This window comes from Clostridium sulfidigenes, from assembly GCF_052067195.1.
Taxonomy (GTDB): domain Bacteria; phylum Bacillota; class Clostridia; order Clostridiales; family Clostridiaceae; genus Clostridium_J; species Clostridium_J sulfidigenes.
This window is the reverse complement of sequence record NZ_JBQHQR010000021.1, coordinates 1-21,878: the sequence shown is the minus strand read 5'-3', so window position 1 is coordinate 21,878 and position 21,878 is coordinate 1. Positions and strand designations below refer to the sequence as shown.

Genomic DNA, 21,878 nt, shown 5'->3' with positions numbered 1-21,878 from the left:
GTATTACACTTTCGTTAAATTTATAACAAAAGTGTAATACACTTTTTCATTGATACTATTAAAACATAGTAAAATCAACATTTTCTTAATTTCAAAAAGTGTATTACACTTTTTTTATATTTATTTGTCGAAAACTTTTTTTAAAAATTTCTTCTTAAACTTTTAAATGCCCTGTTTAAGCCACTTTTTTCTTCTTCATCTTCTTGTTTATGCTCTTCAAATAACTCTTCAGCTGCATTATTTTCATTCAAATAAGAGTATCTTTCTAAATTTATTACTTTATTTTTACTTTCATCATAAGAACTACTTGTACTACTTTGTACATCTAACTTCTTATCTGCAAATATCTCTTCTTCACTTAACTCAGCTGTGCTTATGCCATATACTTCGTTATATACATCTTCTTCATAATCTGTATCTTTATCTGCAGCTATATCCTCTTTTAATGTTCCTTTTTTAAATTTACAATATATCTTTAATGCTTCTATAATCTCTATATTTAATATATCACTCTTGTTGGCTTCATTTAACAATTCCAGGACATCATCACTATACTGTTGTTTCTTTAAAAGTCTGAAGGTTACTACATCTCCCCGTTTATATACTTTTTTCCTTTTTTCACCTTCATTCATCATAATCTACTCCTTACATAAATTCCTGGATTAATTAATTTGAAACTTCATCAGATGCAAAGACCTCTCCAGCTGCATCTTGTTCGCTTTGCTTTGCAATAATGCTATATAATGCTCCTAGAGCATTAGCAAACCTTGGATCTTCTACTAGATTCACATTTGCTAGTCCAATTTCTTTCTTTAAATTATCAATTACTGTGATGCTACCACCACCACCTAAATCAACTTTATTAATTAATGAAGTATTTATTCCTTGTTTACCTAGTTTTTTATTAATGTCATTTACTAGTTGTTTAACAAAGAAACTAAATCTTCTTTCTTTTGAGGCTACTAATTTTTCAGTTTTATCTACTGTTTCTCCACCTTCATTTATTACTAATTGTTTGTTATTTCTAATAATATAGTCCATTTGATGTCTTGTCATATTTACCCCTAAATCTTCTATAATTCTATCTAATGGATCTGATGTACCTAATTCTATTCCAAAGAATCCTTTTGGATTAAATTCTCCATTTTCAAAAATAGATATTTCTGTTGTTATAGAACCTATAAATATCCCTAAATGTGTTTCTTTATCTGCATTTTCCATGCCTTTTCTAGGGTTTCCATCTACATCATACATATTTGCTAATACTCCTGCAGCACTTTCTGGTTGAATCTCATGCTCTACAATGTTTAATGTTATATCAGCACCTTTAAATGATGTAGAATTGAATTTTACTCTATAACTCTTCTTAAGCTTTTGAGAAAATTCCTTGATTAATTCATCATCCCAATACTCTTCTGTAGGAAGCAATGTTCCTAATGCTATATTCTCAGTTTTTTTAGGATTATTAGGATCATACATAGCGTAAGCTATGCCAGTCATGAGTAAAATTATCGTATCTGGGCTCTTTGCTTTTTTATCTCTTTTACTTTTTTCAATTAAATCTCCTCTGCCCTCTTTAAATGCAATTCCACCTACAAAATATCTTCCTAAATCCTGATCCTCTTCATAAACATTTACATCTAGTAGATTCACAAGTTGACCTTTTTCCATTCCTAGAATACGTCTTTGATATCCTGGAGCAACTACATTCATAACTTCTAACTTAGTCTTTGCTTCAGCATTTGCTTCTCCTAAATAGATTTTTAAAGCATCATTTCCAACATCTGCCCCTACATTCTTTACTAATTTCATTATAGATTTCCCCCTTCATATACTTTTAATAAATTCTCACCATCTTCAGTGATCCTATAACTTCTACTAGAACCGTTTAATCTCATTTCAATTAATCCTATTGCTAAAAATGATGTAATACACTTATCTGCTACAAACTTACTTAGTCCTGATTTAATAAATACCTCACCATGGCTAATCTCCTCTGCTTTTATTACTTTAAGTGCATCTAAAGCCTGATTATTAATCTTTAATATATTTTTAATCAGCTTATTAATTTGTTCCGATGTATAATTCATCATTATTTTAACCTCCTAAACATATCATAACAGATTGGATTGAATTTAACTCCATTCAATTCAATTCAATCTAATTCAATCTAATTCAATTATATATTTAGGTTTATCATTAGTCAACTATTTTATGTATTTATTTATAAAAAAAAAGTGTATTAATTATTAAAAATTTCTACACTCTTTTTCTTAAATATTTTATGCATATCCCATTATATTATCGTGAAATTCATTTCCTGTTAAATTGCTAAATGCTTTAACCACATGAGGATCAAATTGAGTACCAGAACATGCATATAACTCCTTAATTGCCTCATCATGACTTATAGCCATTGAATATGGCCTATCATGAGTCATTGCATCATATGAATCTGCTACAGCTATAATTCTCGAATATATAGGTATACTAGTACCTTTTATTCCCTTTGGATATCCATGGCCATCCCATCTTTCATGATGATATAATGCTGCAGCTATTACATCTTCGCTCACATTCATTCTTTTCAAAATATCTGCACTAAAATAAGGATGACATTTAATTAATTCCTTTTCTATATTAGATAGCTTTGATCTTTTATTTAATATCTTATTGTTAATTTTACTTTTACCAATATCATGATATAATCCTGCTATTGATAATATTTTTAATTCTTGGGCACTCATCTTTAGCTCTATACCTATAATAACTGCAAGTCTACTTACATTTAGACAATGCCTGTTTATATCTATCATTAATCCTTTTTCACTGCCTCTCTAATATAGTTAACCTCCTCTTTAACTTTCTTAATAATTTTAATAACTATATTTATAATGCTATTAATTACTAAACCTGCATATAATAAATTGCATATATTTATTAACAATTCTGAATGAACGATGCTAAAATTTGAATTAACAACGTTAACACAAAGTACCATGCTCGTCAAATGACCCATCATAATGCACTGACATAATCTTATTACTATCCTTATGAAGAACTTTTTATTTAACTTAATTCCTAAATTATTAGAACTATATTTTAGACATTTAAACATACCTGCCATACCCGCCATAAGAATCCCGAACACAACACCATAATATGCTACCACATTATAACTTAATTCCATTGGATATATACACATTGCTACTACTAACATACTATATAGTAATATTATCAAACAATTTTCAATAATTTTTTTCACTTTTATTTCCCCTTCCTATCTAACATATTAATATAAATGCTAAATACCCTATTGCAATCATTGGACAGAAGGCAACCTCTTTAACCTTTTTCTTTTTGATAAATAGTATTACAATACCTAAAACACTTGCGACTAGCAATATTGGTAACAATCCACTATACCCTACAACCAGAGTTATTAATGCTATTACCTGAACATCACCGTACCACTTACCTGTTAACCATGCCATTATAGATAAATATATGGCAATTCCTATAGCATTTAATATATATAATGGTCCACTAAATACTTTAATACTTAATATTACTAATACATACCCTATTATTATGGGTGTCCTATAAACATACTTCGTATAGTAATCTGTTATTGCTGTAGAAATCAATACTGAACCAAGCACCCAATATTTAATGAAATTACTTAATTCAAACTTAAAAATAGTGGTCATGGTGAATAACCCCATGACCACTATTAAAACATATATATTAATATTGTAATTGCCCTTAAATTCATCTTCTAATTCAACTCTATACTTACTACCTCTCCAAATAATTAATGCTGCTACAATTGAAATTAAGCAGCCTATAATATACTTCATAACTTCACTCCACTATTTCTTTCTATCATATCCTGTCGCTTTAATTCCATATTGTAATTTATCAAAAATTGATCCTTGTACATCTAAATCTATATATCCTTTAACTATCTTTCCATAAGTGTTTTCTGCCTCTATATATATCTTATATGCAGGTTTAACCCTTATATTATCCTTATCTAATGTCACAGGGGTTTCTAAAGGCAGCCAAGCATGTATTCTTTCTTTATGAGTTGGTTCTACAGTAATTGCCTTTTCAAATTTAAGTGGACTATCTACTGTTGCCAACTTAACTAATTCATCAGGAAAAACTATTTTTATTCTTTTAGCTTTTCCTATTGTAGTTATATCCATTGATACCTTTTTACCTGCAGGCGATGGATTCGGATCTATAACTCCTGATATTGTTAGATCTCTATCTATATTTACTGTAAATTCCTTTGTGAATATATTCCCTACATTATCTATAGATGATACTACAAACTTATTCTCCCCTTCCTCATCTACGGTTGTAGTTATAGAATTTGTACCTGTAATTGTCTTTCCATTCCTAGTTAGCGTCATGGACTTCACCCCTGATAATAAATCTGTTGCCTTAAGTGTAAATTCAAATGGTCCCTCTCTATCTTGTGAAGAAGGAATACCTGATACTAGTGGAGGATCACCATCTGTTTTTAAAGTAATTTCACTTGAAATGGGGTTAGACCAGAAGCCATATTGAGCTGACGTATGCAATAAATATGATTTTCCACTCTCTTTTGCCCTTATAGTGTGCCTACCGGTAATAGCTCTTAAATTATTATATGTCCCCAGGACTGCTTTTTGTGTTGTAGCATTACTAAAGCTAGTACTAAATTGACTATTAGTCCCTATAGTTCCTGGTGTCATTTCATGATATGGGCTATTGTTAATATTGCTATAACTACTGTTGTATAAGTGTAGTTTAATACCATTCATATCACTTTTCACATTCACGGTACCTCGAGTATTTATGTTTACATCAGTATTAGTCTTAGTCCAATAGGTAGAATTATTTTGTTTATATACTGTATTACTCGTTCCTATTGATGTAACTTCTGAATTTATATTTATATTGTCTGTATGATATCCATTCAATACAAATTGGTATACATATCCATTTGCAGGTGAATTCCAATAACAAATCCAATATGCCTCATATTCACCATCGTTTACTCCTATAACCATAGTTGGATTAGAATTTTTGTTTGGTTCACTTCCTATCACCAACTTTAGTACATCATTTAAATATTTAGTTATAGCAATTAAATTGCTTCCATCTTTTGCTTTCTTCTCTTTTTCCAAGGCCCCTCTAATTGTAGCTTTATATTTATCATCTACTCCAATCATTACTAATCCATTATCATCACTTGAGTAGTGTTGTGGTCCTTCTACTCTAGAAGGTAATTTTAACATCAAATTTTTAGTTTCCTCACGATTTAATCCTCCAGCACGTATAACATTAAATCCTGATGTTAATCCTGCAGTATAATTGAAAATAGTACTTCCACCTAATACATATATGTTTTTTATACCTTTTTTCTGCATAGCACTTTTAACTCTATTATCAATATTTTCTCCGTTGTTTAAATATATAGGATAATTTTTCCCACCTCTTGATGACATTGCAGCAACCCTTGAGTCCCCCATTCCTCTTTTCGTTGTTGTTAAATATGCACTATTTGTATTTGAATATTGTATATTAGCAAAATCAATCGAATCTTTTACTATGTCTACATTTTTATGAGTTGTATCTATAACCTTTCCCAGATATTCTGGGGAGAATTGACTCGTGTAGTCTATAAATACTCCATACAGACTGTCATACCAACTTGTGTATCCAAGCCCCATTGGACTATTATAATAAGTTATATTAGAGTAATCAAAATTATTAGTTGGACTTGTAGGTACTAATAGCTTGTTTTGCATTAAAACAGAATCCTTAATTTTACTTGCTCTTCCCTTCAAACTATATGAACTTCTTAACCTTGTCATTATAGTAGAACCACTTATATCACTCTTTTTTAAGTGAGAAGAATAATCTTTCAATGTTTCATTGGAATTTAGTGTAGACCATGTATATTTGGGTTTCCCTTCATTGGTCCAGCCTACTTTTTCATACTCATATGCAAATACATTAGATGTTATCAAAATACTAATTAATAAAGCAACTATTAATATTGTTAACTTATTTTTTTTCATGCATATCACCTTTTACTATTATTTTTTTAATTAAAAAAGATACATAATTAGCAAACTTAAAATTACTAATCATGTATCTTAACTTTTTATTTATATCATTATTATTTTTTTAATTGATTTACTATGGTGTCTGATACAACACCTTTATCACCGAGTATATACAAATCTTTAATCTTTGTACTATCTAAGAATGTTTTCTGTGCTTTAGCATTACTATTATTAACCAAAAGTATTGGAGCATTACACTTACTTGCTAATGCACTTCCTGCTAATGCGTCTGGAAAGTTTAATCCATAGGCAACCATAGCATTTGTAGCGCCTGTTGAGAAATGTTTAGCAATAGCTAAAGAAGTTGCATATCTGTCTGAACCACCTAGTCTTTTTACTGATCCAATTGATTTTAATTGTTTTTCTATTGAACTGCTAACAACACCAGTACCACCCACAATATAAATTTGTTTTGGAGATATGTTTTTAATTTTTGCTAATATATCAGTATCAAAACTGCCATTTACAAGGAATATAGGCATATCTTTTGCTCCAGCAATTCCAGATATAGATAAGCTATCTGCAAATGACATAGAGTTAGCAACTACGATATTAGTTCCTTTTGGAACATTAGTTTCATTAACTATAGATAAGTTTGTATCATATCTATCCTTTCCTCCAAGTCTTTTTATATTTTTAAATCCAATTGATTTTATTTGATTAATTACACTATCAGAAATAACACCTTTACCACCTAGAATATACACAGTACCATTAGAATTTAAATTATTTTTAATGTAAGTCATAGTAGATGAATTTTGTGCTGTACTTCCTACTAAAAGAATTGGGGCATCTTTTTTCCCTGCTAAAACACTACCAGCTAAAGCATCTGGAAAGTTCATTCCACTTGCCAGAACAACTGAATTAACCTTATTTCCACTGCTGAATTTATTAGCAATAGACAATGCGGTAGTATATCTATCCTTTCCTCCAAGACGTGTGCTTGTATAACTCTTTGTATCAGGATTAGTTGGTGTAGTAGGTTCAGTTGGCTCTACTGGAGGTGTTACTTTCCCCTCATTTAAAATATAATTATATGCTTTACTGTCACTATATTCTATAGAGTAATTTTCTTTTACCACTAACTGACCATCTGTATAAGTAGCCACACTATAATCTTTTATTACTTTTCCTTCACTTCCTAGCCTCATTGAATAAACATGATAAAAATCATCAACTTGGATACCTAAGTCTTTATAATAATAACCATAATGATATATATTATTAGATATATACATTTTTCCTGCTGATAAAAGCATAGTTCCTGTAGTCATATGTGGTTCAAAAAATTCTGGATTATTCGTAGGATTTACACTTATAGACCCAGCCTTAAGCTGTTCTAATATTGGATTTTCAGGTATTTTATTGCTATATTTAATCTTCCCACTTATCACCCCCGTAGGTGTCTGAATACCAGTTGAATCTGCTGCATATGCAATTTTTATACTGTCTCCACTAATTCCATTCCCTACACTACTTAATGCTAATCCAGTTGATAATGAAGTTACCATCAGTGCTGTAGCTATTATCTTCCCATATTTCTTATTTAACATACCTATACACTCCCCTTAGTATTATAATTTAATATTTATTCAATTCAATTCAATTCAATTCAATTCAATCGAATTGAATGTAACTAAATTATACCATCCTACATTTACCATGTCAACTAATTATTTCACATCTTTTACTAATTTTACTTTTTGTGTTGAAACTGCTTTGTCTAATGCCACTGCTTCCTCTTTAGTTACTTCTAATATAAACATACCTGCAGGAACATTTTCACCACTTAATTGACCACCATTGCTATCAAATACAGATATTACTTTTAAGCTCTTTGGTTGTCCACTTTCATCTTTAATAATATAATCTGTTTTTGCTTCGCCAGCTGAGTTACTAATTAATGTTCCAACTATCTTAACTTTGTCTCCAGGTCTTATTGTACCTGCTACGGCTTCTTCAGGTAATAATTTTATAGAGTATTGCTTTTTAGCATCTATACTATCATCTATTTCTTTATCAAGCCTCTCATTTATTATCGGCTCTTCCTGATATATCTTGTCTGTTACTATTAATCCTTCTATATCCTTAACACTAGTAACATGTTTAAAATTAATGTCTCCACTATGGGTTGCTTCCTTAACATTATCTTTTGTTATAGCATCACCTGGCTTAAGCTCTGACGCAGCCACAATATATTTTACATCCTTTTTAGTTTGTGATACTGTTATAGATTTTTCTAATACCTTTAACCCTAATACTGCTACTATAATTGAAATAACTATTATTATCATATTTCTTTTACTATAGTTAAGTTTAAATTTCTTCAATGTTTATACCTCCTAATTACCTATTATTATATCAGTATCCACAGATACACTCTGTCTCTCTACTACTCCATATATACCTTTTACATCCATCGATATCGTTGTAGTTACTACTGTGCTATTAACTTTATGTTCATTCTTCGTAATTATATCTTCATTTAAAGTATTTTTTGAATCTACTGTAAATGCTCCATTATTATAAGTTATTATATCTACACTTCCACCTTTGTAATTATAAATAATAAAGTCTGTTATTTCTATTGGACTCTTTATAATCCCATTATCACTTGGCTCCATATTTTCATTCAATTTCATATTGTTTATAAGGTATTTCTTTACCTCATTATACGCTGCAGAATAGTCAGTTATTAAAAGCATAGGATTATCTTCTCCTAACACCCTTGGATCTATATATTTATATACTGTTGAACTAGACAAAATTAAATCATCCTGAATTCCTTGTGCTACTGCATTCATAACATTTGCTCGAAATACTGCTGATGCAACTAAACATATCACTAATGCAAACATACATGATAAAACAAAAATGTTTCCACTACCCTTTGATTTTTTATTTAAGATGTACATTTACTTACTGTCTCCTTAGGTATATTTACTCTCCGAATTACATCATTCATTTTAGGTAGTAATCCATCTTCAATGGTTAGCTCTTTTATCACTGCATCATATTCAACATATAAATATACTTTCATACCGTATCCAACTTTAGAGTTAGTTCCAGAAACACTTACGTTTTTACAACCACTTTGTTCTAATTCGTTAATTAAACTATTTCTATTCTCTGGGGTTAAATAACCTTGCTGTTCCATTGTAAAAGCATGATCTCTTATTTTAGACTCGGCCTTTACTTTTATCAATACAGGAATGTTTGGATATATTAAACATACTAATAATGTACAAAGTGAGGCGAATACAATTATACCTGATATAAAATTACTTATACCTTTGCTCTTTTTCACATTCCTTTCCTCCTTTTAATTCAAGGAGAAATAACTTAAATTATTTCTCCTTGGATATGATATTTAACTCTTATCCTTAGCTAAATATACTTGGTAAGAATCCTGCAAACCATGCTTTTATAGTTGTAAATGAAGCACTTAACATATCCTTATATAATGGATATAGTACAACTAACAATATTACTACTATTACAGAAATCTCTAAAAAGTTTACTGCTCCTTTACTCTTTCTTGTAATTCTCTCCCTTACTGTTTCCTTTGTTGAGTTTATTTTGTTCATTAATTTTTTCATAATTTTACTCCTCCACTTTACATAAATATTTGATTTAATGAATTTCCTACTTCAGCAAATGTAATCATAAATACTAGTGCCATTGCACCTATAAAAATTGCTCCGCCATAAATATATAAAGGTTTGTCTACCTTCTCAATCTGAGTATTTCTATATTCCGTATTTTTTCTATTTAATTGCACTGCTTGTCCTTGTAATACATTTTCAACTAATCCAGTTTTTAATGCCTGTTTTAATGAATTTGCGAATAGATTAGTTTCATCAAAATCGAATCTATTCTTGAAATCATCTAATGCTCCTTCAATATCAGCTGTCATATTAATTTTTGCAGCTAATCTTAAGAGTGCTTTTCTTAATCTCTCGCTTTTTCTTGCACCTGTGTATGCATTTGCTAATGCTATACCCAAGGATTCCTTAGATCTAATACTAAATCTTAAAGAATTATATACCTCTTCTAAATCCAATCTTATAAAATCTAAGTCTCTTTTATTACTTCTTTTGTAAATCCAATCTAACAAGTAAAATCCTATTGGTATCCCTATGATCCCAATAATTAAGTTTTCAAACCTTACATATAACCCAATAAAGAATAATATGCCTAGTCCTATCTTTATCACTGTATATCCAAGTAAATCAAGATGAATTGGAAATGGATCTCCCATCTTGTTGAGTTCTTCTTCTGTAGTTTTAAATGGTGCAAATAATACTATCTTTTTTCTTATAGTTTCTTTATATCCTATATCACCTCCCTTCCCATTTTTAATTTCATTTATTTCTTTAATAAATTTTTTATCTGCCTTGCTAGGCCTATATAAAAATTTATAGCAAATAATTATCATACTTAAAGTTATAAATATCTTTAATCCTATCAATACCTTCACCCCCCTTATGAATTAAATTTATTTATCTTAAAGTATTTATTTACTATTAAGATTCCAATGAGTCCAAAATAAGCCACTATTAATTGTCCTTGCAATGTATCCTCTAACATTCCAATTAAATTTGATGAGAATCCATTTAGTCCAATTAAAACAAATATTTCAACTATAACTAGCATAATGAGGCCCTTTTTCCCATCGTTTACTTTTCTTTTGCCCTTCATTTTCTGTTCATAAAAACGCTCATGAATATTTCTAGCACTTTCTAAAGTTCCTTTGTAATCTGCATCCTCTTGAGCAACAATACATAAATTTTTTAATATCTCTTTTAACCGTACATTATCTGTCTTGCTGGCTGCATTTTCAAAAGCAACATGCAATGGTACCCCTCTCTTTAATTCATTAGCTAATTGGCTAATTATTGCTTTTAATGGTCCTGTTAAATATTCAGCGGTATTTTCTAATATAAATAACAATTCATTTTTACTAGTTGAAAAGTTTATCGCTGTGTCTATAAATAAAAGAATTTTATCATCTATACTATCAAAAACATTTGTAGCTATTTGTTCCATTATTAAACTTGGAAGCATTAACCCTAATATTATGGCTTCTACCTTCAAAATTTGGTTTTTACTTATAGAATTTACTGCAATAAAAAAAACTATCGCAACAACGATAGAAATTAATATTAGTATTTCACTTGTAAAAAAGGGGGCATATTCTCTTACTTTAGTTCTTATAATTAGATCATCTAGATAATCTAACTTTTTATTTTTATTTTTCTTTATATATGAACTTTCTTTGGCTTCTATTATTCTTTGCTCATACTTGCTATTAATATTTCCTACTAAATCTATAATCTTCTTTTCTATCTTACCTATTTTCATATTATTTACTAATACAAAAATCAGTCCAAATAACCCTATTAGAAGTAATAAATATCCTAACATATCTCCCTCCTCCTTTTCTTATAATAATGATAATCAATTTTTTCTTGTAGTCTCTTACATGTAGGCTTTATTCTTTCAAATTTATTAGTTCTAAAATCAAACCTAAAGACTGGATTATATATAATTTTATTATTCTTATAATCATATCCCTCAACCTCAGTTACCTCTAGGCATTTAAAGTCTTTTAAGAATATTACTATATCTAATCTACTAAGCATTTCTAATAATGCTTCTTCTTTTAAATTCACACTAGCATATTGTATATACTGAAGTAATTTAGTAATTGCTTCAGTACTCGACATTGCGTGAACTGAGGACCATGCAATATGACCACTATACGAAGCATTAAACAAATCGAATGCCTCTGGCCCTTTTATCTCTCCAATACCTATTAACTTTACACTCATCAGCATAGCATTTCTGGTTATGTCATTTAGACTATATTCTGTATCTGTTTCTGATGACTTTTTCTTTATTTTTTGAAATATAATATTTTTTTTCTTAGAATGTAATTCACCTGATTCCTGAACAAATAAAGCTTTTATGTTTTCATCTATTTTTTCTATGAATGCATTCATCCATGTAGTTTTCCCTGAACCTCCATCACCACATGTCAATATTTGTGCACCAGATTCAACGCATTCCTCAAAGTATTTCCTCATCTCTTCATTAAACATACCTTTTTTAACTAATTCTATATCGGAGTACTTATCTCTCGGTGTCTTTCTAATTACTATACAAGGTAGTCCACTTTCGTTTATTGCTGAGCCTGTAATATCAATTCTTAATATGGCATCTTTACATCTTTCTTTATCTGTAGTTATTCTTATGGCATTTTTATTATTTAATTCCACCTCATTTCTTCTTGCTATATAGTTACAAAACTTATCATATGAATCATCACTATCAAAGTATATATCTTCTGCTTGAAATAGCTGCTCTACACCATTTTTAATTTTAGTTATTATGATATTATCTTTTGCTATAGCAGTTATAGTTGTTACTTCTGGTGTCTCTAAATAATCTTGAAATGTATAATACTTATATAGATAATCATATACACTCTTAAAAATTTCTTCTTTCGTAAAACCTTTTAAATCAACATCGTTAGAACTAATATAATACTCTATCTCTCGTTCCATTGCTGAAAATGGTAGCGTTTCATCTTCAACCTCATTTATTAACACTGCTTTGTTTTCTACAAAATAATTAACTACTTTACTAGTTATTCTATCTATTGATCCTATATTAATTTTAGTAGTATTTTTTTTTGATTCTTCCTTATTTAACTCATCTGCTAACACTATATTGGGCACATCTATTTCTCCTTCCTCATTATTTTACTTAATAACCCTGTCCTCCTCTCTCCAATCAAATATCCAAGTTCTATTATAATCTTGTCATAATTTTCTTTTGAATTTTTATCAATTACATCTAAATAAACCTTTTCTTCATTAATAGCCTTATCTATAAGTGTATTTTGATTTATAAACCCTAAAAATTTATATTCATCAAACATATCTTTTAATATTTCCTCTTTAATTCCGTAATCAATATTTTTAGATACTATAATATTAAACTTTTCCTTATCAATTCTTTTATTTAATAATACTATTTGTGATATCAGATTCCTTATACTCGAATAATTATCTCTTGATATAGTTATAACTTTTGTTGCATTCGTTAATGCAGTAAAAGTTGATTCAGCTTTCAAGTATGAATTAGTATTTATTATAACTAAATCGTAAATATCACTTGCAGCTTTAATTATTTTTTCATAATGATGTCTTTCTACATGATCATCTAAAAATAAATCATAAAGACCGGTTATAACATCAAATTTATATTTAGGATGCCTTATAACTAATTTTTTAAATATATCTGGATTTAACCTCTCTCTATCTATTGCATTAACCAAAGCAGCCATACTTGTTTTTGAATCTAACCCATATCTATCATTTATAGGTAACTTTTTATCTATTACCAGAAGATGATCTATCATTGGATTAATATTATTAAAATCAATAACTATTGTTTTTAGTTGATTTATTTCACTTAATTTTATGGCCAATTGCGAAGACACCTCTGCAGATAAAAAATTATCGTCTGGAGAATAACAAGTTATTATATTACTCTTTAATACTGTAGCTTTGATAATCTCTTCTTTAACTATTTTCTCTTTTTCAATAAATTTAACTTCTTGTTTACCCAACATATTAAAATTAAATTCCTTTGGGTAGTTATCTAGTATGTTATTCAATTTTTCCTCTGTTAAATCATTTATAAATATAAATGCATTTACATCTACATTTGCCAATGCACCTACAAGCTTTTTCTCTATTATACTTTCCATGCCTGGCATAATAACTATAACCTTAATATCATTTTTTCTTGCTTCTTTAGCTATTTCTAATAAGCTATCCCCTTCCTCATCTAATAAGCTATTTATAATAATATACTCAACCTGTAGATGTTGTATAAGTGCTTTTACTATTTTTAAATCACTCTCACCATCTACTATTTCTATATTATTATAGCTTTTGATTTTATCCTCCAATGTTTTATTTCCAATAGATAAAAAAACTTTATGTTTCATCTTTATTACTCCTTCCTTGCTCTGTTCTAATTATTCTTCTCACTTCTTTATTGAATACTGATCTCCAATAAGGATCATTTAAATCATCTATCCAAACACCGATGCTTGAGTTATCATTAATAAATTTCCCATCTCCTAGATAAATACCTACATGTCCATTTTTAGTATAGGTATCAAAGAAAATAACGTCTCCTCGTTTCATATCTTTAGGATCTATCTTTTCTCCCAGGTTAATAAGTGAAAATGTTACTACATTCGCTCTATCACCTAAATTTATTCCAACAGAAGAATAACAATAATGTACAAAAGAGCTACAATCAAATCTCCCTGCATCCACATCTGCCTGAGTTCTTCCACCTCCCCATACGTAAGGAGATTTTCCTACCCATTTCATACCTGCCGCAATTGCTTTTTCTATGGTTTCATTATCTCCAACTAAACTTCCTTTCCTGAATTCCATAGCATATTGAAACACCTTGTTAGGATAACCATAATAGGCATTATCTAAATCCACGTTCATTCCATAGCTTGGTCCACCATTGTAACATGCAAAACTACGTCTAAGTATTTCTCTAAAATTACTATCATTCTCATCGGCATCCCATTCTACCAACTTCATATTCTCTATATTGTTATAGTCTAAGCTATGTACTATATCCTTTTTATACAATACATAATTTATATAATAACGTATCTCATATGCTCCTGCTAAAATTTGCGCTCGTGGATCTTTTAAATATAGGCTCCACATCTGTTCTGGGCTTGAAAAACTATATGATGCCTTTTTATATACGTCTCCTAACCCCATATTTATTAAATAGTTCCATAAATCTTTCCCGCTTCCTGGATCTATCTTTTGTATTTGCATCATACCATACGCTCCACCATAGCCAGCGTCTGGGTTGAAATTACTTTCTTGCTTGGCCACTGCAGCAAGACACCAATTAGGTATACCAAAGATTTCTTCTGCTTCATCGAAATATTCTATATATTCAAGAGGTACTCCTAATCCACCTAAATCAGAAGTATTATCTCCATTAGATGTACTTTCACTTTCCATAGCTCCACCGGTTAAAAAAATCATAAGTAACATTATTAATGCTAAATATGAAAACACTATCACCTTCATAGCTTTGTTACTTGATCTTCTTCTTACCTCCACATTACCACCTCGTAATTACCAAATAAAAAAACTGGACTAAGATCTTCTTAATCCAATTTCCTATTTAACTAATTCTATATTGAATAACTCTATACTCATCATCTATTTTAACTAGACTAACCTCATAACTTTCGTGCTGCTCTCCAACCTTTTTGTCATGTTCGTCTATTACACTCCACTCTGCTCTTACTTTAAATACTATATAATTATTATCTTCTCTATTTATCACTTCTCTAGAGACTACTTTTTCCATAACTGTTTTCTTTATATCCTTATTTTTCCCTAGATATATATATAATGATTCTATTTCTTCTTTTTTCTCATCTATTACATATTTTGTTGCTTTATCTACTGTTTCTTTAGGTTTATCAATATCAAAACTACATATAGCTTGTACGAAATTTTCAGCCACATTTTTAGCCATTAATTTTTCTTTTATTGTTGCTGTCTCATTTTCTTGTAAATTATTCTTTTCTATTATCTCTTCTATTGTTCCTTTGGAATCTACTGTACTTAAAAAATCTTCTTCCACTATATATTTATCATTAATATCTGTATTTTTGTCTGTATCTACATTTTTACCTGAATTGTCTATTAAATTTTTACCGGCTTTATTTACTTTGTCTATTATTTCTGAATCCTTATTAAAATCTTTATAAGCTAAATATCCCCCATATACTAGTATTATACCTACTACTATAATCGTTATAACTGCAAACTTTCTCTTCATCTAAAAATCACCTTCTCTTATTTGTAATTAATAAGAGAAGTGGATATATGCCACTTCCCTTACTATTAATTAATATTATTCTTAGATTTTAAATCTAACTTATTGTTAGTTTTATTGGATGAAACTCTAATTCTATTAGGCATTACTTTCTTTTCTTTTGTTGAATTCTCATTAAATGTTATTTTTTTAGATCGATTAATACTTTTGGGTGAAATGGTCTCTGTAGTATTACCTTCTATACCACTTGAAGTCGAATTACTTGATAATTCTACGCTAGATATATTTTCTTTATTCTCAGAGTTCTGCATATTACCAGATTCAAATGATATATCCTTACCAAAAGAATTTGCACCATGTTGCTTATTGCCATTTATTGATCTAATTGAATATCCAGTTGGTTTTTTAATCTTATTTTCTCCATTAATTTTGTTTTGTATATTATTAGATTTAAATGACATTTCATTATTAAAAGAACCTGTATTTTGCTGCTTATTGTTATTTAATGATTTCATTAAATATCCAGCTGGGTTTTTAATCTTATTTTGTTCATTAATTCTTACCATATCATTTATTACTGTCCCAACATTCTCTTGACCATAAGATGTAACTAAACTCTCCATAAACTCATTATTGTAACCTTTATCAAAAGTACTATTAAAAGTATTTACGTATTGCATGCTGGCTTCCCTATTACTCAATTTCTTAGGTTGCTCTATTACTTCAACTTCACTCGGTCTATCAACTTCAATTCCACTTGGTCGCTTAATATACTTATTAATATCTTCTTTTTCTTCAACTCCTTCTATATCCTTAATATTAATACCCCTGGCCTCGTTCCATTTAATTTGATTAACAACTGCCTGTTTTTCTCGTTCATCAAATTTAGGTAAATTCATTTCTTCTCTATTCATGACAGTTTTTACCCAATTGCTATATTCAGGATCTTTACCTAAAGCCTGAGCCCTATCTTCAGATTGATGTTTTAAATTTCTATATCTTTCTTCTAAAATCTCTTCAGCTATTTTCCTTGATTCATTAAGATTACCATCTACTCTATTTTCACGACCACTTTCAAACTCATGATACCCTTTATTGAAATCTCTATTATTCCCTTTTTGACTCTTTTGGGATTTATTATAAGGCGAATTGCTTGATTTATTACTTTCTCCAGTAGTTGTTTCGTAATATTCATTATTGTTCTTGTCTCTCAATTGCTGTCTTCTTCTATTCCAATCTCTAATACCATTTTCTATACTCATATCCTGCCTAAATGCTCTATTTAAACTTTGTGCACTAGGTATTTCTTTTGTTGCTGATGCAAACTTTAAAAAGCCATCTAACAACGATTCTCTCTTATACCAAACTATACCTAAAAGTGCTATTTGAATTAGGGATACCATTAATATTCCATATTTATCAGTTAGCTCATAGGTTGATATTAAAAATGAGAATAACACAGCTATAATTAATGATAATACAGCTTTCATACTACCATAACCTATAATCTTTCCTCCCCAACTTTTTACTGTATTAAACCCAAAGCTAGGAATTAAAGCAAGTAATAAAGCTAATGGTCCCGCAATTGCATATATCAGCATGAGAAACTGATATCCTATAATTAAAAAACAAAATGCTATTATTACTGCAGCTAATACAATAAATATAGCAAAGTAAAGTATCATTATACCTAATCTTTTTAGTCCAAGATTAGGTTGAAAATGAACATCGTCTTCTGCTATTTCATTTATTATATCTTGTCTTTCATCACTATCAGGAGATAATCTAAGAATTTCATCCTCATACTCTTCTGCCATGCTAGTACTCCCGAATTCAAGTACTTGCCATGGCTTGTGAACAAACATAAGCCAGAGGTTCGTTGTAATGGATTCTGTAGCCGAAGATGAAGATTTTCCATCCATTGTAGCTTTATATGTCCCCTCAAGTGCAGCTTGTCCGATCCCTTTTGATAGTGAATCTACTCCTTTTAACATAGCCGTTGGTTGCCTAAAAAATACTAATGCTAATACTAATATACATATCATCTTAGCCATAGTCATTAATACCTGAGTTTTTTGATTTTTAATCATTTTGAAAATATAGTATATACCTATAAATGAAATACATACTAATGCAAATTCATCAAATATTCCTATCTTCAGATTTTTTACTATTGTATCTATCGGTCCAGAAAATAAATCAAAAATAGAAAGTTCAAATGTATAATAAATAACCGCTGCCAGGACCTGAGTAAGAAGAACTTCAAGTTCAAATAATACATTTGCTCCTCCATTAAGAAACTTGCCTACTTGACCTTTAATTACTACATCTTTTAGGTCTAAATAATAGTTTCCTTTATAGTCCGTAAAATATTTATTATCCTTATAATTATATAAATCTTCTAATTTAGGTATCATTTCCGCTGATGGATTAGCACTCTCTGAAGCATAAACTACATTTTTAGGTATTATAAGCATAGATATTATTAACCCAATTAATAAGAAGAATTTAAAATTTTTCATCTTATTCACCTTCTTTACTTACCTTCTCTGGATTAGTATTAAAGGCCTTATCAATTAAATGACTAAATACGGCATCAAATTTTAATACGCCTACCCTACCATCTAAATCTTGAAATAAGCATTCACCATTTTCTAAATTTTTTACTGTGTCTATATTTTCCTGAGTTACCTCTAAATCTAGGAATTCTAATACACTTTTTATTTCTTTAATTTCTGTAGCCTTAAAGCAGAATTTATATGATATATTAGTTTTTACAGCCTCTTCTTTTACATCCTTTGTTGACTGCGAAATAAACAAGCATCCCGCATTTAAAGCCCTTCCTTCTCTTATAAGTGAGTTCATCATTTGCTTTCCTGCTGAGTTTGACTCTAATGCCCATGCTTCATCAAATAAAACTGCTTTGAAAAATTTCCTACTCTGATGCATAAACTTTCTTGCGAATGATGCTATTGGAAGCATCAACACTGTAGACAATACTTCTTCCTGAGTATACTCTTCTTTTAATGTATCTGGTTTAGGCATGTTTAGATTTTGAATTTGAATTATATTTACCCTCTTTTTAAAATCTAATCCTTCCTCTCCGCCTTCCCCAAACAATAGACCTGCCATAGCCATGTTTCTGAGAAGTTTTATCTTTCTTCCTAGCTTTTTAGCTATGACTCCTAGATCATCATCATCATCCATATCCATTAATCTATCTGCTAATAGAGACATACAACGATTTTCTTGCTTTTTAACCCATTCTATTGCTTCTAAAATTGCTATATATTCATCATCCTTCGGATTTATATTAAATAATTCACTTAATATTGCAATAGCTAAATATGCAGCACTTTCTAAATCATCTCTATAAATTAACCACGGATCTAGCTTTCCTTTATCTTCTTTATCTGAAGATAGAGTAATAACATTTATCTGATCTTTTAATTCTGGTAAATCTTTAATCCAATTACTTCTTTCACCTTTTGGATCTATTACTAATCCATATGCTCCATATAATACTGATAAATAAAAAAGCAGATTAGCTCCAAAGCTTTTACCACCACCAAGAGTTCCATAAAAACCTGCAGATGCAGACCTATTTAGTTTTGTAGCCCTTGATATATCTAGGTATACATTCTTTTTCAGTATTCCAGTTGTTCCTATATATGGTCCAAGATTATCTCCTAATATTCTTGTTGCACCTATACCTGAACCTGCTAAAGTCCTCGGCGGTAATGGCATAATGTAATCTTTAACATATCTCGAAGTTCCAGGAATACTTTCCATAAATAATTTAAATTGATCTGTTAAAGGTCTTTCTAATATAAAATTATTATCTGTATAAATTTCTTTAATGAAATCCACTTTAGCCTCTAGTTCTTCTTTATTATCTGCAAATAGACAAAATGTAATAGATACCTCAGACATAGGTGATCTACTCGCTTTTAATTCTGCTTCCAAATCATTTGCGAATCCCTGTGAATCATAAAGTTCATCTGGTAATTCATCTTCTGCTTTAGATTGAATTATATGTTCTATTTGGTCTTTAATTTCTTTTTTCTTTTTATGAACATTTTTAATAGATTCCTTATGATCTGATGTCGTTATTTTTATAATTGTTTCTGTTGTTATTGGATAATCTTGAAGGGCCAATAGCCACTCATTTCCTGGAAATACTATTCCATCAGGTATATAAGCCATAGTTAAAAATGTTTGATATGATGTTCCACTATCATGTTCAATCTTAATATATCTATTTTCACTGGCTTCAATTAACCCTTCTGTTAATTGTAATATCTGTGTATCATCACATCTAACTACTTTTTCTCCATTTTTTATAATTCTATCTGTAAATGGAGTCCAGCTTTGGTTCTCAGTCGATCTTAACGTAAATCCATCCTTCATTCCTCTAAAGAAAGGTCTTCTAATTAGCCATTCTACATCGCTAGAATTACATAATTCAATTTCTACCCTTCTACGTTGTTTTCTAAAAAATTCATTAGCTAGTTTCTTAAACATTACAATATCTTTTTCATAAATTTCCTTGTATCCCACTCCCATAAATTCCTCTATAGAAGCACATGGATCTTTAATTAAATAGTTAAGGAAATCTTTAAATTCTTCTAATATGGTATTTTTAATAGTCAACTTAGTTAAAATATAAATTTTATAATCATTTGCATTCCCTTTTATTTGTAAACTCTCTTGTAAATATGCCTCAATTCCTGATGCATGAGCTTTAGCTTGTCTATAAAATATATCATCCTTATCTAATTTATTGGTTAAATTTATATAATGCGCCTTTACATTCTGTGCTACAGGTATTATACAAATCATTGCTTCTTTTCCTATATTAGCTATAAACCTCGCCATGAAATTCAAAATACCTATTTTGCCTTGTTCGGATTTAAAATCATAATTATATCCAATCATTTTATAAACTGCCCAGCACTCATTCTTTTCTTTATTAAAAATTAAATTATCTTCAAAGTGTTTTATTGGAAACTCGTACAAACTATCGCCTCCTATCATCTATTACCAAGTCAGTTTTATTAACTATTATTTGATTTCTAAACAAGACTCTATAATCAAAATGTATTTTTTTCTTATTTTTCTTAATTGGTTTAAACCTCGCATATTGTCGTGGACTACATATGAATAATATATAGTCATAAATAAACTTATGAGCTGCTTTTCCATCTAACTTTATTGTTGTTAATGCCTTCATGATACCAAAAGGCATAACTAACCATTTCATTATACCGTTTAAATTATTAAGAAATGGCAATATTTTAATAAGTATAAATGTTATTATTATACTTATACCGAGATATACAAATTCATTTATTACGAAAGGAAATGGGAGCCTAAGCCCATCAATAGAATAAATTTTTCTATCTATTTTCCAAACGCTTCCATAAGTTCTTAGTATTATTTCATTACTTTGCTCTTTTTCCATAACAAATAGGAGCAAATAGCAAACTTACTCCTTCTCCTTTCTATCAAAGAATCATAAAAAATCTAATGAGCTCTAACGCTGTGGCCACCGCCAGGAATTCCACAACAAAACCTTACAGATGATGATCTGTTTAGTTTTGTAGCTCTCGATAAATCAAGGTACTCATCCTTTTTCAGTATTCCAGTTGCTCTTATATATGATCCAAGATCATCTTTCCAAACACTTTCACAATCATTAAGTATTTTTTCAATGCTTTGTTCTTTTTTCATAACAAATAGGAGCAAATAGCAAACTTACTACTTGCTCCTCCTCCTTTCTATCCAATAACAATATTAGTTAAATACTCCCCTATGCCTCTCATAAGGCTTGGATTATAT

Annotated in this window: 22 protein-coding genes; all 22 read right to left on the bottom strand. The window is 29.5% G+C overall.

Annotation, left to right across the window (positions count from 1 at the left end; all coding sequences use genetic code 11):
• Positions 1-140: 140 nt before the first annotated feature.
• A complete protein-coding gene (locus tag ACTNBA_RS17815) occupies positions 141-635 on the bottom strand; it encodes a hypothetical protein (RefSeq protein ID WP_441075622.1) in 495 nt (164 codons plus the stop codon).
• Between the two features lie 31 nt (positions 636-666).
• The gene (locus ACTNBA_RS17810; protein ID WP_441075621.1) at positions 667-1,812 is read right to left on the bottom strand and encodes a ParM/StbA family protein; all 1,146 of its coding nucleotides are present in this window, start codon (positions 1,810-1,812) and stop codon (positions 667-669) included.
• Positions 1,812-2,093: a hypothetical protein gene (locus tag ACTNBA_RS17805; protein WP_441075620.1), complete on the bottom strand. Its 282-nt coding sequence runs from the start codon at positions 2,091-2,093 to the stop codon at positions 1,812-1,814. Before ACTNBA_RS17805 ends, ACTNBA_RS17810 begins: the two co-directional genes overlap by 1 nt.
• Positions 2,094-2,282: 189 nt before the next feature.
• A complete protein-coding gene (locus ACTNBA_RS17800; RefSeq protein WP_441075619.1) occupies positions 2,283-2,816 on the bottom strand; it encodes an HD-GYP domain-containing protein in 534 nt (177 codons plus the stop codon).
• Positions 2,816-3,265, bottom strand: coding sequence for a hypothetical protein (locus tag ACTNBA_RS17795; RefSeq protein WP_441075618.1), 450 nt, complete (start codon positions 3,263-3,265; stop codon positions 2,816-2,818). The genes ACTNBA_RS17800 and ACTNBA_RS17795 overlap by 1 nt, the downstream gene beginning before the upstream one ends.
• A 19-nt stretch (positions 3,266-3,284) precedes the next feature.
• Entirely contained in the window at positions 3,285-3,860 is a 576-nt protein-coding gene (locus ACTNBA_RS17790) for a hypothetical protein (protein WP_441075617.1), read from the bottom strand.
• Positions 3,861-3,872: 12 nt separating this feature from the next.
• A complete protein-coding gene (locus ACTNBA_RS17785) occupies positions 3,873-6,077 on the bottom strand; it encodes a hypothetical protein (protein ID WP_441075616.1) in 2,205 nt (734 codons plus the stop codon).
• A gap of 101 nt (positions 6,078-6,178) precedes the next feature.
• Positions 6,179-7,678: a cell wall-binding repeat-containing protein gene (locus tag ACTNBA_RS17780; RefSeq protein ID WP_441075615.1), complete on the bottom strand. Its 1,500-nt coding sequence runs from the start codon at positions 7,676-7,678 to the stop codon at positions 6,179-6,181.
• A 120-nt stretch (positions 7,679-7,798) separates the two neighbouring features.
• Entirely contained in the window at positions 7,799-8,455 is a 657-nt protein-coding gene (locus ACTNBA_RS17775) for a CpaB family protein (RefSeq protein WP_441075614.1), read from the bottom strand.
• A 12-nt stretch (positions 8,456-8,467) separates the two neighbouring features.
• Positions 8,468-9,040: a hypothetical protein gene (locus tag ACTNBA_RS17770; protein ID WP_441075613.1), complete on the bottom strand. Its 573-nt coding sequence runs from the start codon at positions 9,038-9,040 to the stop codon at positions 8,468-8,470.
• Positions 9,028-9,432 carry a hypothetical protein gene (locus ACTNBA_RS17765; protein WP_441075612.1) on the bottom strand — a complete coding sequence of 135 codons (405 nt, stop codon included), beginning with the start codon at positions 9,430-9,432 and terminating at the stop codon, positions 9,028-9,030. Before ACTNBA_RS17765 ends, ACTNBA_RS17770 begins: the two co-directional genes overlap by 13 nt.
• A gap of 76 nt (positions 9,433-9,508) precedes the next feature.
• A complete protein-coding gene (locus tag ACTNBA_RS17760; RefSeq protein ID WP_441075611.1) occupies positions 9,509-9,724 on the bottom strand; it encodes a hypothetical protein in 216 nt (71 codons plus the stop codon).
• A gap of 17 nt (positions 9,725-9,741) precedes the next feature.
• A complete protein-coding gene (locus ACTNBA_RS17755; RefSeq protein WP_441075610.1) occupies positions 9,742-10,596 on the bottom strand; it encodes a type II secretion system F family protein in 855 nt (284 codons plus the stop codon).
• A gap of 14 nt (positions 10,597-10,610) precedes the next feature.
• Entirely contained in the window at positions 10,611-11,552 is a 942-nt protein-coding gene (locus tag ACTNBA_RS17750) for a type II secretion system F family protein (protein ID WP_441075609.1), read from the bottom strand.
• A complete protein-coding gene (locus tag ACTNBA_RS17745) occupies positions 11,546-12,868 on the bottom strand; it encodes an ATPase, T2SS/T4P/T4SS family (protein ID WP_441075608.1) in 1,323 nt (440 codons plus the stop codon). Before ACTNBA_RS17745 ends, ACTNBA_RS17750 begins: the two co-directional genes overlap by 7 nt.
• Before the next feature lie 2 nt (positions 12,869-12,870).
• Positions 12,871-14,148, bottom strand: a complete 1,278-nt coding sequence (locus ACTNBA_RS17740) for a CpaE/TadZ family protein (RefSeq protein ID WP_441075607.1) — start codon at positions 14,146-14,148, stop codon at positions 12,871-12,873.
• A complete protein-coding gene (locus ACTNBA_RS17735) occupies positions 14,138-15,277 on the bottom strand; it encodes a C40 family peptidase (protein WP_441075676.1) in 1,140 nt (379 codons plus the stop codon). The genes ACTNBA_RS17740 and ACTNBA_RS17735 overlap by 11 nt, the downstream gene beginning before the upstream one ends.
• A 97-nt stretch (positions 15,278-15,374) precedes the next feature.
• Positions 15,375-16,040 carry a hypothetical protein gene (locus tag ACTNBA_RS17730; protein WP_441075606.1) on the bottom strand — a complete coding sequence of 222 codons (666 nt, stop codon included), beginning with the start codon at positions 16,038-16,040 and terminating at the stop codon, positions 15,375-15,377.
• A gap of 65 nt (positions 16,041-16,105) precedes the next feature.
• Complete coding sequence (locus ACTNBA_RS17725) at positions 16,106-18,559, bottom strand: CD3337/EF1877 family mobilome membrane protein (protein ID WP_441075605.1); 2,454 nt, start codon at positions 18,557-18,559, stop codon at positions 16,106-16,108.
• Between the two features lies 1 nt (position 18,560).
• Complete coding sequence (locus ACTNBA_RS17720) at positions 18,561-21,056, bottom strand: ATP-binding protein (RefSeq protein ID WP_441075604.1); 2,496 nt, start codon at positions 21,054-21,056, stop codon at positions 18,561-18,563.
• 1 nt (position 21,057) lies between these two features.
• Positions 21,058-21,501 carry a TcpE family conjugal transfer membrane protein gene (locus ACTNBA_RS17715; protein WP_441075603.1) on the bottom strand — a complete coding sequence of 148 codons (444 nt, stop codon included), beginning with the start codon at positions 21,499-21,501 and terminating at the stop codon, positions 21,058-21,060.
• Positions 21,502-21,563: 62 nt separating this feature from the next.
• A complete protein-coding gene (locus ACTNBA_RS17710) occupies positions 21,564-21,785 on the bottom strand; it encodes a hypothetical protein (protein ID WP_441075602.1) in 222 nt (73 codons plus the stop codon).
• Between the last annotated feature and the right edge of the window lie 93 nt (positions 21,786-21,878).